Annotated in this window: 10 protein-coding genes; 3 read left to right on the forward strand and 7 right to left on the reverse strand. The window is 67.4% G+C overall.

All coding sequences use genetic code 11. The features are described 5' to 3' along the window. Positions 1-23: 23 nt before the first annotated feature. From ACHMWQ_RS19370 to recA, 4 genes are all read right to left on the reverse strand, one after another. Positions 24-1820: a cation:proton antiporter gene (locus ACHMWQ_RS19370; protein WP_396308715.1), complete on the reverse strand. Its 1797-nt coding sequence runs from the start codon at positions 1818-1820 to the stop codon at positions 24-26. A 36-nt stretch (positions 1821-1856) separates the two neighbouring features. Continuing rightward, positions 1857-4508 (reverse strand): alanine--tRNA ligase, encoded by a 2652-nt coding sequence (alaS, locus tag ACHMWQ_RS19375; RefSeq protein ID WP_396308716.1) that lies wholly within the window; start codon positions 4506-4508, stop codon positions 1857-1859. 142 nt (positions 4509-4650) lie between these two features. After that, positions 4651-5010, reverse strand: a complete 360-nt coding sequence (locus tag ACHMWQ_RS19380; RefSeq protein ID WP_396308717.1) for a GFA family protein — start codon at positions 5008-5010, stop codon at positions 4651-4653. Positions 5011-5099: 89 nt separating this feature from the next. Next, positions 5100-6185 (reverse strand): recombinase RecA, encoded by a 1086-nt coding sequence (recA, locus tag ACHMWQ_RS19385; RefSeq protein ID WP_396308718.1) that lies wholly within the window; start codon positions 6183-6185, stop codon positions 5100-5102. A gap of 338 nt (positions 6186-6523) precedes the next feature. Here recA and ACHMWQ_RS19390 point away from each other — a divergent pair, with 338 nt between their 5' ends. Beyond that, the gene (locus tag ACHMWQ_RS19390; RefSeq protein WP_396308719.1) at positions 6524-7753 is read left to right on the forward strand and encodes a serine hydrolase domain-containing protein; all 1230 of its coding nucleotides are present in this window, start codon (positions 6524-6526) and stop codon (positions 7751-7753) included. 18 nt (positions 7754-7771) lie between these two features. On the opposite strand, the gene ACHMWQ_RS19395 is transcribed toward ACHMWQ_RS19390, so the two are convergent. Next, entirely contained in the window at positions 7772-8461 is a 690-nt protein-coding gene (locus ACHMWQ_RS19395) for an SDR family oxidoreductase (protein ID WP_396308720.1), read from the reverse strand. Positions 8462-8694: 233 nt separating this feature from the next. Here ACHMWQ_RS19395 and ACHMWQ_RS19400 point away from each other — a divergent pair, with 233 nt between their 5' ends. Next, positions 8695-9606, forward strand: coding sequence for a pseudouridine-5'-phosphate glycosidase (locus ACHMWQ_RS19400; RefSeq protein WP_396308721.1), 912 nt, complete (start codon positions 8695-8697; stop codon positions 9604-9606). 347 nt (positions 9607-9953) lie between these two features. Further along, positions 9954-10790, forward strand: a complete 837-nt coding sequence (locus ACHMWQ_RS19405; RefSeq protein WP_396308722.1) for a DUF1194 domain-containing protein — start codon at positions 9954-9956, stop codon at positions 10788-10790. Here ACHMWQ_RS19405 and ACHMWQ_RS19410 read toward each other — a convergent pair. Both ACHMWQ_RS19410 and ACHMWQ_RS19415 read right to left on the reverse strand, forming a co-directional pair. Continuing rightward, positions 10703-11575, reverse strand: a complete 873-nt coding sequence (locus ACHMWQ_RS19410; RefSeq protein ID WP_396308723.1) for a class I SAM-dependent methyltransferase — start codon at positions 11573-11575, stop codon at positions 10703-10705. The two genes, ACHMWQ_RS19405 and ACHMWQ_RS19410, sit on opposite strands and share 88 nt — an antisense overlap. A gap of 131 nt (positions 11576-11706) precedes the next feature. Next, positions 11707-12990, reverse strand: coding sequence for a cytochrome P450 (locus ACHMWQ_RS19415; protein WP_396308724.1), 1284 nt, complete (start codon positions 12988-12990; stop codon positions 11707-11709). Between the last annotated feature and the right edge of the window lie 87 nt (positions 12991-13077).

The raw sequence follows: 13077 nt of genomic DNA on the forward strand, positions 1-13077 counted from the left end.
GGCTGGCCTGCCCTTCTGGCGGGTCAGCCGTCGCCGGGCTGCATTGCGGCTCCGGCCTCCGCCTCGGGATTGGCCGGATAAGGCCCTTCCTCGCTCAGCCGCGCCTCGACGACGGCGCGCACGACCGCCAGGCGGTTGGCGATCGCTTCCGGGGGAAGGCCAATCGACGCCAGCAATTCGCCGCTCAGCTGCAGGCTGCCCTCGAAGGCCTCCGGCACGACATGGGTGGCGCCCAGATCCAGCAATTCGCGCGCATGCGCGACGCTGCGCGCGCGGGCATGGATCGTGGCGCCCGGCCAGCGGGCGCGAATCGTCTCGACCATGCGCTTCGCCATGTCGCCGCCATCGGCCGTGACCACGAAAGCCAGCGCATTTTCCGCGCCGAGCCGCGTCAGGATCTCGGCGCGCGTCGCATCGCCGTAGAAGACCGGCAGTCCGTCCTGCTTCGCGCGCTCGACATGCACGACATCGAGGTCCAGCGCCACGAAGGGAATGCCCTCGGCGCGGAGCAGGCCGCCGACCATCCCGCCGACGCGGCCATAGCCGCCGATGATGACGTGATCGACCCACTCCTCATCGGCGTGGACGCCGTGCTTCGCCATATGGGTCCGGCTTTCCATCGCCTTTGCGATGCGCCCGCCGATCATGCCAAGCGCCGGGGTGAACATCATGGAAAGCGCCGCAACGGTGGTCGCGAAATGGGCGACATCGGCGGTGATGACATTGTCGCGGAAGGCCAGCGCGAACATGACGAAGGCGAACTCGCCGGCGCCGGCGAGCAGGAAGGCCATCTCGATCGCCACCGACCGCTCGACGCGGACGAGACGGGCGGCGACATAGGCAGTCACGAGCTTGACCGCCAGCATCAGCACGAGCGCCAGCAGCACCATCGTCCATTGCAGGTAGACGATGTCGAGATCGATCGTCATGCCGACGGTCATGAAGAACAGGCCGAGCAGCAGATCCCGGAACGGCTCGACGTCGACATCGAGCTGATGGCGATATTCGCTTTCGCTGAGCAGCAGGCCGGCAAGGAACGCGCCGAGCGCCGAGGAAAGCCCCGCCGCCGAGGTCAGCGCGCCCGCGCCGATGATGATCAGCAGCGTGATCGCGATCAGCAGGGTGCGATTTCCGGTGGCGCCGGCCAGCTGCATCAACGGCTTGATCAGGAAGCGGCCGAGCGCGAGCACGGCGATGACCACGGCGATGGCGATTCCGATGCCCTGGACGAGCGCAAGGCCGACGCTGACGCCGGCCGTCGCCCCCGCGGTGCCCAGGATGCCGACGACGATGACCACGGGGACGACGGTCAGATCCTGGAGGATCAGCACGCCGAGCGTCGTCCGGCCCGCCGGCGCCACGAGGCGCTTCCGTTCGATCAGCGACTGGGTGACGATCGCGGTCGAGGACAGCGCGAACGCCATGCCGAGCACCAGCGAATCGTCGAACTGGAACCCGGCCATCGCGGAGAGCGCGTAGATGGCGCCGGTGGCAAGGATGACCTGAAGGCCGCCGACTTGAACCATCATCTTGCCGATGGCGGCAAGCCGCGCCAGCGACAGCTCCAGCCCGATGGTGAATAGCAGGAACAGAACGCCGAGATCGCCCAGCGTCTGGAGCCGGGTCACGTCGGTGATCGCGGCATAGCCAAAGATCGGCCAGGTCTCGGCCAGATGGCCGAAGCCGCCAGGCCCCACCGCCACGCCGGCGATGAGAAAGCCCAGCACGACGCCGAGCCGCATATACTGGAACAGCGGAACGACGATGCCCGCGGCGACCAGGAAGATCAGAAGTTCCCTGCCCGCCGCGAGATGTTCCACAGCGTTATCCTCTGTTGGGGCTTCGCCCCGCCGGAACTAGCCTGCCAGTACCGCCTCGATCGCCGCCAGCGCATCGTCGGCCTTGGCGCCATCCGGACCACCGGCCTGCGCCATGTCCGGACGGCCGCCGCCGCCCTTGCCGCCCAGCGCATCCGAGCCGGCACGTACCAGGTCGATGGCGCTGTACTGGCCGACCAGATCCTCGCTGACGCCGACGACCAGACCGGCCTTACCGTCATCCGAGACGCCGACGATCGCGACGATGCCGGAACCGACCGACTTCTTGGCGTCGTCGACCAGTCCCTTCAGGTCCTTGGGCGAAATGCCCGACACCACACGTCCAAGATAGCGCACGGAGCCGACTTCGCGAACGCCGTCGCCGGCCGCCTGGCCGCCACCGCCGCCCAGCGCCAGCTTCTTCTTGGCCTCGGCCAGTTCACGCTCCAGGCGACGCTTTTCCTCGACCAGCGACTGGACCCGGTCCGCCGCCTCGTCGGGACGCACCTTGAGCGCAGCCGCGACCGCCTTCAGGCGCTTGTCCTGCAGTTCCAGATGCTCGCGGGCTGCCTTGCCGGTCAGCGCCTCGACGCGGCGCACGCCGGCCGCGACCGCGCTTTCGCCGACAAAGGTGACCAGGCCAATCTCGCCGGTGCGTCCGACATGGGTGCCGCCGCAAAGCTCGACCGAATAGGGCTTGCCGTTCTCCTCACCCATCGTGACGACGCGAACTTCATCGCCATACTTCTCGCCGAACAGCGCCATCGCGCCGGAATGCATCGCCTCGTCGCGATCCATGAGGCGGGTGACGACCGGCGCGTCCTGCAGCACGATCTGGTTGGCGATCTCCTCGACGGCGGCGAGTTCGGCCTCGTCGATCGGCTTCGGGTGGCTGAAGTCGAAGCGCAGGCGTTCCGGCGCGACCAGCGAGCCCTTCTGGGCCACGTGGTCGCCGAGCACGCGGCGCAGCGCCGCGTGCAGAAGATGCGTCGCCGAATGGTTGGAGCGGATGGTGCCGCGGCGGCCATGATCGACGACCAGGCGCACGGCGTCGCCGGTCTTGACCGAACCGCTCTCGACCTGCCCGACATGCACGAACAGGCCATCGGCGCGCTTCTGCGTGTCCTCGATCCGGACGACGGCGCCGCCTTCGGTCTCGATCCGGCCGGCATCGCCGACCTGGCCGCCCGATTCGGCATAGAACGGCGTCTGGTTGACGACGATCGACACCGGTTCGCCGGCCTTGGCCTCGGCAATCTCGGCGCCGTCGCGTACCAGGGCCAGCACCTTGCCTTCGGCCGCTTCCGCCGAATAGCCGAGGAACTCGGTCGCGCCGAGCTTGTCGCGCAGCGAGAACCAGACCGTCTCGGTCGCCGTGTCGCCCGAACCCGCCCAATTGGCGCGGGCCTCGGCCTTCTGCCGCTCCATCGCGGTCTGGAACGCGTCGGTATCGACGCCGATGCCGCGGGCGCGCAGCGCGTCCTGCGTCAGGTCCAGCGGGAAGCCATAGGTGTCGTAGAGCTTGAACGCGGTCTCGCCATCGAGCGTCGCGCCGCTGGTGAGCGTGCCCGTCGCGTCGTCGAGCAGCGTCAGGCCGCGCGCCAGCGTGCGGCGGAAGCGGATTTCCTCCAGCCGCAGCGTCTCGGTGATCAGCGCTTCGGCGCGCAGCAGTTCCGGATAGGCCTGGCCCATTTCGCGGACCAGCGCCGGCACCAGGCGCCACATCAGCGGCTCCGCCGCGCCCAGCAGATGCGCATGGCGCATGGCGCGGCGCATGATGCGGCGCAGCACATAGCCGCGGCCTTCATTGGACGGCAGCACGCCGTCGGCGATCAGGAAGGAGGTGGCGCGCAGATGGTCCGCAATGATGCGGTGGCTGGCGCGGTTGGCGCCCTCGGCCGGCACGCCCGTCGCCTCGACCGAGGCGCGGATCAGCGCCTTGAACAGGTCGATGTCGTAATTGTCGTGCACACCCTGCATGACGGCGGCGACGCGCTCGAGGCCCATGCCGGTATCGATTGACGGGCGCGGCAGCGGCACGCGGTCGCCCGGCGCGATCTGCTCGAACTGCATGAAGACGAGATTCCAGATCTCGATGAAGCGGTCGCCATCCTCGTCCGGGCTGCCGGGCGGGCCGCCGGGGATGTGGTCGCCATGGTCGAAGAAGATCTCCGAGCACGGGCCGCACGGGCCGGTATCGCCCATCTGCCAGAAATTGTCCGACGTCGCGATGCGGATGATCCGGTCTTCCGACAGGCCGGCGATCTTCTTCCAGAGGCCGAAGGCTTCCTCGTCGTCGTGATAGACGGTGACGAGCAGCTTCTCGCGCGCCAGGCCGAATTCCTTGGTGACCAGCGTCCAGGCCAGCTCGATCGCGCGTTCCTTGAAATAGTCGCCGAACGAGAAATTGCCGAGCATCTCGAAGAAGGTGTGATGCCGGGCGGTGTAGCCGACATTGTCGAGATCATTGTGCTTGCCGCCGGCGCGGACGCATTTCTGCGAGGTCGTGGCGCGCGGATAGGGCGCTGCCGACCGGCCGGTGAAATAGTCCTTGAACTGGACCATGCCGGCATTGGTGAACATCAGGGTCGGATCGTTGCGCGGCACGAGCGGGCTCGACGCGACGATCTCGTGACCGTTCTTCTGATAGAAGCCGAGATACGCCGACCGGATGTCGTTGACGCTGCTCATGGAAACTGACCCGCCTGCTACAGAGGGGGGCGCGCAAGAGCGTACCCCGCCGAAGGAATTGTGCGGGCGTTTGTAGCGACCGGTCGACGGACTGTCCAGAAAACGCGTAAGCCGTCCTTAACGCCTCGCGCGGCGGCGCCGTTCAGGCGCTGCGACCGTCATAGGCCGTGACCGTCACCGCCGTGAGATCGACGTCGTCGAGGCATCGCACATTGACCGCCACCATCGCCGAACCGTCCGGCGCGGTGCCGCGGCCGAAGGAGCCGACGCCGCAGGTCGCGCAGAAGAGATGGTGGATGCGGCGATGGCTGAACTGGTAGTCGGAAAGGGAATCGGCACCCTGCTCCAGCTCGAAATCGCCGGCGGGCACGAAGGCGAGCCAATGGCCGCGCTTGCCACAGATCGAGCAATTGCACGAGATCGCCGCGTCGAAGGCGCCGCGCGCCGTGAAGCGCACGCGCCCGCAATGACAGCCGCCGCTCCGCGTCTCCAGCTCGGTCATTTGCGTTCCTCCCCGGCACGACTTCTAACCAGCATGACCAAGCGCGGATGGCGGCGACCGCCGCCACCCGATGTGCCCGGCCGGGACGATCACGCCTCGAGTGCGTCGTCCTCGCCGTCATCCGACTCGGGCTCGCCCTTGGTCAGCTGCTCGGCGATCAGGCCCGCATTCTGGCGGATCGCCAGCTCGATCGCGGCCGCTGCCTTCGGGTTGTCGCGCAGGAAGCTCTTGGCGTTCTCGCGGCCCTGGCCGAGTCGCTGGCTGTCATAGGAGAACCAGGCGCCCGACTTCTCGACGACGCCGGCCTTGACGCCGAGATCGACCAGCTCGCCCATCTTGGAGATGCCTTCGCCATACATGATGTCGAATTCGACCTGCTTGAAGGGCGGCGCCAGCTTGTTCTTGACCACCTTGACGCGGGTCTGGTTGCCGACGACGTCGTCGCGCTCCTTGATCGCGCCGATGCGGCGGATGTCGAGGCGGACGGACGCGTAGAACTTCAGCGCATTGCCGCCGGTCGTGGTCTCGGGATTGCCGAACATCACGCCGATCTTCATGCGGATCTGGTTGATGAAGATCACCATGGTGTTCGACTTCGAGATCGAAGCGGTGAGCTTGCGCAGCGCCTGGCTCATCAGGCGGGCCTGCAGGCCCGGCAGGCTGTCGCCCATCTCGCCTTCGATTTCGGCGCGCGGCGTCAGCGCTGCGACCGAATCGACGACGAGCACGTCGACGGCGCCGGAGCGCACCAGCGTGTCGGTGATCTCCAGGGCCTGCTCGCCCGTATCGGGCTGCGAGATCAGCAGGTCATCGAGATTGACGCCGAGCTTGCGGGCGTAGATCGGATCGAGCGCGTGTTCCGCGTCGACGAAGGCGCAGATGCCGCCATTCTTCTGCGCTTCGGCGATGGTCTGCAGCGCCAGCGTGGTCTTGCCCGAGGATTCCGGACCGTACACCTCGACGATTCGGCCGCGCGGCAGGCCGCCAATGCCGAGTGCGATATCGAGCCCGATCGAGCCGGTGGAAACGGTTCCGATCTCGACGGCCTTGTTCTGGCCGAGGCGCATGATCGAGCCCTTGCCAAAGGCCCGTTCGATCTGGGAGAGCGCTGCATCCAGCGCCTTCGACTTGTCCATTGTGGCCCCTTCGACGAGACGGAGAGAAGATTGAGACATTCCGGCGCTCCTTATTCCACACCGCTCGGACGTGAGCAAACAGGGACAATGTACACGTTTTGTTCTCGTCTTCAAGCGGCAATGCGGCGACCCTTGTTCTCTTTTTGAGCCACGACGCCGCAGGGCAGGCTAGAGTGGCAGCGAGGACGGCACGGACGCCGCCATTGCGAGCCGCAAGCCGGACCCGAGGAGACCGCATGATGTCGCTCCCGCCGGCCCCGATTCCAGCTCCGCCGCCTCTCCGCGCCCTGCCCCGCCGCCTGGCCGCCCTTGTCGCCCTGGGCCTGGGCTGCGCGATGACACTGCCACACCCTGCCAGCGCCGAGGAGGCGACCCCGATGACAGCGCAGCAATCGGATCCCGCAACGCTTGGCTGGATGGTCGGCGCGCCGCCGCCGGCCGACAAGATCATCCGCTTCAGCGATGGCGACTATTTCGCCTTCCCCAAGCTGCGCTGGACGGTCTGCCATTTCCGCCAGCTGATGCCGACAATCGGCGTCGGGCGCGGCCTCGGGCGGCTGCGCTTCTTCGAGCGGAAGATCGACGATTCGATCGAGGGCCTGAGCTTCATGCCGCTCGGCGGAGCCAAGCCGATGACGTTCGGCGAGGCGTTCGACGTCAACTATACCGATGGCCTCGTCATCCTGCACAAGGGCGTGCTGGTCTATGAGCGCTATGCCGGCTGCCTGGACGAGACCGGGCAGCATGCCGCGATGTCAGTGACCAAGTCGCTGACCGGCCTGCTGGGCGAAATACTCGTCGCCGAGGGGACGATCGACGACAAGTCCAAGGTGGCGACGCTGGTGCCGGAACTCGCCGGCAGCGCGTTCGGCGACGCGACCGTGCGCCAGGTGCTCGATATGACCACCGGGCTTCACTACAGCGAGGATTATTCGGATCCGAACGCCGATGTCTGGATCTATTCGGCCGCCGGCAGTCCGTTGCCAAAGCCCGCCGACTACAAGGGCCCGCGCAGCTATTTCGACTACCTGAAGACGGTGCGCAAGGAAGGCGAGCATGGCGCCGCCTTCGGCTACAAGACGATCAATTCCGATGCGCTCGGCTGGATCATCGCCCGCGTCACCGGCAAGTCGGTAGCCACGCTGCTGTCGGAACGGATCTGGAGCCGGATGGGCGCCGAGCTGGACGCCTATTACACGGTTGATTCGATCGGCACACCGTTTGCCGGCGGCGGGTTCAACGCCGGCCTGCGCGACCTCGCGCGGATCGGCCAGCTGATGCTGGGTGGCGGGATGCTGAATGGTGAACGCCTGATCCCGGAGGCCGCGATAGCCCATATCCGCGCCGGCGGCGACCCGGCCAAGTTCGCCAAGGCTGACTACCCGCTGCTCAAGGGCTGGAGCTATACCGGCATGTGGTGGATCACCAACAATCCGAACGGCGCCTTCATGGCGCGCGGCGTGCACGGCCAGGCGATCTATGTCGATCCGGCCGCGCAGATGGTGATTGCCCGCTTCGCTTCGAACCCGGTCACCAGCAATGCGGCCAACGACCCGACGAGCCTTCCGGCCTACGCGGCCGTGGCGGACTACCTGAAGGACAAGTAGCCCCGCCCGCGCGGGGGATCAGGATGTCAGGCCGCCATCGACGGTGATCGTCTGGCCGGTGACATAGCGCGCCAGCGGCGAGACGAGATAGGCGACGGCGCTGGCAAGCTCGGCGACTTCGCCATAGCGGCCGGCCGGGATGCGGGCGATCCGCTCGGGCGTGCTGGGCAGCGAATCGATGAAGCCGGGCGCGACGGCGTTGATGGTGATGCCATCCTTGGCGAGCGTGCGCGCCGCCACCGCGACATAGGCGGAAAGCCCGGCGCGTAACACCGAGGACGAGGCGAAATCGCCATCCGGCCGGGCGGCGGCAAAGCTCGACATGGCGACGAAAGCGCCCTTCGAGGCTTCCAGATCGGCGCGCGCCGCCCGCAACAGGCGAACGGTCGGCATCAGGAACATGTCCTGCGCGGCGCGCCAGTCCTCGTCGTCGAGATCGAGCAGCTTCTTCTTGGCGGCATGGCCGCTATTGGCGACGATGGCGTCGATCCGGCCCGTCTCCGCCCGGGCGCGCTCGACCAGCGCCTGCAAATCCTCGGCGTTCGTCACATCGCCGCGCACGGCGAAGCCGCCCAGCTCCTCGGCGAGCGACTCGACGCCTTCCGAACGGCCGAGCAGGCCGACCCGGTAGCCGTCGGCGGCCAGGCGGCGGGCGATACCCGCGCCGATTCCCTTGCTGGCGGCGGTGACGAGAGCGGTCTTCGACATGCTGGAAGCCTCTTGCTGCCAGCCAAGGCCGGATTGGATCGATCGAGCGCCGATAAGAACCGCAAACCGCTCGGCCTGCAATCGACCGGCGCGACATGTGCGCCGGACATGGCCGCCCGGCGCGGACAAGGCTTGCCGAGAACGGGGGCGATCGGCCATGGTCCGCCTTTTCGCGGATGCGCTTCGCCGAACCCCGGTGCCGGTCCGCCCCCTTCAGAATGGTGATCCACAGAATGTCCGAGTCCGATCTCATCATCCTTTCCGACGAAGTCGCGGCGGCCAAGGCCGATGGCAAGCCGCTGGTCGCGCTGGAAACGACGATCGTCACCCATGGCATGCCCTATCCCGACAACATCGCGACGGCGCGCGCCGTCGAGGACATCGTGCGGGCCAATGGCGCGGTGCCGGCAACGATCGCCATCATGGACGGCAAGATCCGGGTCGGCCTGACGGCGGACGAGCTCGAGCGTCTGGCGGGCCTCAAGGATGTGATGAAGGTGTCGCGGGCCGATCTCGCCTTCGCGCTGTCGACCGGCCGTCCCGGCGCCACGACGGTGGCCGCCACCATGATCACCGCCCATTTGGCCGGCGTGCGCGTGTTCGCAACGGGCGGAATCGGCGGCGTGCATCGCGGCGCAGAGACGACCTATGACGTTTCGGCCGATCTCTACGAATTCGCCAAGACCCCGGTGACGGTCGTCTGCGCCGGCGCAAAGGCGCTGCTCGACATCCCGAAGACGCTGGAAGTGTTGGAGACGCTGGGCGTGCCGGTCGTCACGGTCGGCCAGGACGAACTGCCGGCCTTCTGGTCGCGCCAGAGCGGCCTGCCCACGCCGCTGCGCCTCGACGCGCCGCGCGAGATCGCAGCCTTCATCGCCAAGCGCGCCGAGATCGGCCTCGAGGGCGGCATGCTGGTCGCCAATCCGGTGCCGCTCGCCGACGAGATCCCGGCCGAGGAAATGCGTGGCTATATTGACACCGCGATCGCCGATGCCGATCGCGACGGCATTCGCGCCAAGCAGGTGACGCCCTATGTGCTCGGCCGCATGCTGGAACTGACCGCCGGCCGCAGCCTGGTCACCAACATCGCCCTGGTGAAGAACAATGCCAAGCTCGCCGCCGAGATCGCCGCGGCCCTGGTCTGAGACCCCGCCGAGCCCCGGGCATTTCGCGCCCGGGCTCGGCCCCTTGCCGGAGGCGGTCAGCCACCCCTGCCCGCTCGCACGCCGCGCCGCCGGACCAGGCCGATTGCGCCAACATCCCAGAAGCCCCCCAGCGCCCGTCCCCAACCGGCGCGAATGTGAATGGACACCTCCATCAAGATCGTGATGGGATGGCGCCATGCATAATCCCCTCAATGGCGCGAAGACGCGGCTTGTCCAGGGATTCTGCCACAGGAATCCAGAACAACGCCGCCATGGGGTGAAGCATGTCGTGCTCTTCCGCCCTCCGGAAGACTGGAAAAGCGCTTCGGACATGCCTCATCATAACTTTGGCTGCCTTCGCGATAAGTCAAATAGGCATTTGGCGGGAAGCAAATGCCCAAGACCGCATCCAAGTTGATCTACAACTCGTGATTGCCCTCGACGTTTCCACGTCCATGGATGTCGAAGAGCGTGCCCTGCAGCGCGATGGCTTCGTCGCCGCGTTTCGCGACGCGGAGATCGTGCAGGCGATCCGGAGCGGCCGTCATCGGCGAATCGCCGTGGTGTGCGTGGAATGGGCCGGCGAGCAGCGCCAGAATGTCATCGTCGACTGGCGACTGGTCTCGGACGCCGCCAGTGCCGGGGAACTGGCCGATGCGCTGGAGCGCCGCATTCCCGGTCGGCTGCCGATGGGAACCTCGATCAGTAGCGCGCTGCTTCGCGCCGCCTCGCTGTTTGACAGCGCCGGGTATGTCGGCGCGCGCCGGGTGATCGACATATCCGGCGATGGCGTCAACAATCGCGGACCCGACCCGGCCAGCGTGCGCGATGTCCTGGTGGCGCGCGGCATCACCATCAACGGACTGCCGATCGTCTACAAGCGCCTGCTGCAAGGGGTTTCGTCGCAGGACGACGACACCGTCACGCCGATGCGACTGGTCGATTATTTCCACAGCGAGGTGATTGGCGGGCCGGACGCCTTCGTGGAGCCCGTGCTTGGGCTCCACCATTTCCAGGAAGCGATCCGGCGCAAATTGCTGCGCGAGATCCGAGGCTCGGAAGACCTGGCGGCGCTACCGCCCGCGGACAGTCTCCGTCACGGCGATGGCGCTGCGGGGGCCTTGATCGCGGCCACGACATGGCCAACGGCGGCGCGGTCCAGCGCCGAAGCCCCGCCGAGATAGAGCTGCCCCAGTTCCGGACCGGTGCGATCCTCGATCGAGGCGAAACCGAGCCCGGCGAGGCGGCCTGCCAGATCATCGGGCTTGAAGAAGGTGACGAAGGGCTCGCCGAGGCTCGCTGTGCGGCCGGAGAGCGTCGTGAAGGCCAGCCGCTGCAGCAGGGTGAGCTTGTCCGGGATCTCGGCATAATCGAACACGACTTCGCTGCCGCCCGGGCGCGCCGCGATGATGCCCAGCGTCGAGAAGATCGCCGCCTCGGTCAGATAGGGCGCGACGCCGAGCCAGGAGAAGAAGGTCGGTGCGGCGGGGTCGAGCCCCGCGGCGAGCAGCCGTTCGTCCAGCTTGTCGACGGAGAAATCGACCGGCACGAAACGCACGCCTTCGGGCACCGGAATGCCGGTCGCGGCCAGGCGATCGCGCTTCCAGGCCTGGGTGGCCGGGTGGTCGACCTCATAGACGACGACGCCCTTGTCAGCGAAGGGATTGCGATAGGCGAAGGTGTCGAGCCCGGCGCCGAGCACGACGACGTGGCGCACCCCGCGCGCGACGGCGGCGGCGAGCCGGTCCTCGGCAAAGCGGCTGCGCGCCGCGAGGAAGGCGCGGATCGTCTCGCCGCCCGGCGAATCGGCGCGGGAAAGTTCGTCGCGGGCCAGAACCGAGCCGCGATCGCCCCCGACGATGGTGAGAGCGAGCGGATCCTCGAATATCAAAGGCTTATCGAGGAGCTGGTGGGCCGCGCGACGCATGGCGACGCGAAAGGCTGTTGCGCTGGGCTGACCTTCAATCATGGCTGGGTTTTACTCCACGCGGCCCGGCTTGATAAGCGGCCTTGTCCCCGTTTCCGCACCCGCCACACACCGGACAGGCCGGCGCGGCTGCAGCGACGAAACGGCACGAGCGTCGGCGGAGGCGTTCCGCATCAGGCGTCCCATGCGAGCTGCAGCCCGTCCAGACCATGGAAATGATAGTCGTCGCGATAGCTGGGCGCGCCGGCCAGGCGCAGGCCCTTCAGCCGCTCGAACAGGATCGGCAGCGCGACCTGCATTTCCAGCCGCGCCAGCGGCGCGCCGATGCAGAAATGAATGCCGAGGCCGAAGGAGACATGCGGCTTCAGCTCCCGCGTGGTATCGAACTGGTCGGCGGCGAGATAGCGGTTGGGATCGCGATTGGCCGCGCCCAGCATCAGGCCGACCTGCTGGCCCTTCTTCAGCGCGAGGCCGCCGAATTCCAGATCCTCCAGCGCATAGCGCATGAACATGTGCAGCGGCGGGTCGTAGCGCAGGCATTCCTCCACCGTCGCGGCCGTCGATTCGGGCGTCGCGAACAGGGCCGCCGGATCCGCGCCCGAGCGCAGGATCGCGCGCACGCCATTGCCCAGCGCATGCACCGTCGCCTCGTGGCCGGCATTGAGCAGCAGGATGCAGGTGGTGATCAGCTCGTCCTCGGAGAGCTTCTCGCCCTGTTCCTCGGCCGCGATCAACTGGCTGATCAGGTCGTCGCCGGGCTTGCCGCGCCGCTCCTGCACATAGCCCCGGAGGAAGGCGGAGAAGGCGAGCGTCGCGGCAACAGCGGCGTCCTCCATCGCGCGGGTGCGGCCGAGCTGGTACATGCCGACCATGGCATGCGACCAGGCGAGCAGGTCCGGCGCGCGCTCCACCGGCACGCCGAGGATTTCGGCGATCACCGTGATCGGGATCGGCGTCGCATAGGCCTCGATCAGGTCGATCTCGCCCTTCGCCGCGAACCCGTCGATCAGCTCGTGGCAGAGCGCTTCGATGCGCGGGCGCAGCCTTTCGATCTGGCGCGAGACGAAGGCGCGGTTCACGAGCGTGCGCAGGCGGGTGTGAACCGGCGGTTCGCGCTCCAGCATGGAGAGGTTGTCGACGTCGTAGAACGGCTTCAGGTGCGCGGGGATCTCCGGGATGCCGAGCTCTTCGCGCGTGGCCACATGCAGGATCTCGCGGCCGAAGCGGCGGTCGCGATAGAGCGCGTTGACGTCATCGGCCGACAGGAAGCACCAGACATTCAGCTCTTCCCAGAAGAACACCGGCGCGATGGCGCGGATCGCCTCGAACACCGGATAGGGGTTCTGGAAGAAGGCCGGATCCTTCGCGTCGATCGAAACGCGCCGGGTGACCGGGTCGATCCGGAAAGGCAAGGCGGTGGTCGCGGCCTCGACGGCGGACGCGGTTCGGTCGTTCATGCACATCATTCCAGTTGGAAACAGACCAGCATTCTCCGCAGGCGGCCGCGGCTTGGCAAGCGCCGCACGCGCCAGCGCTAACCGCCC

Origin of the sequence: Kaistia sp. UC242_56 (genome assembly GCF_044452255.1) — a bacterium.
Lineage (GTDB): Bacteria > Pseudomonadota > Alphaproteobacteria > Rhizobiales > Kaistiaceae > Kaistia > Kaistia defluvii_A.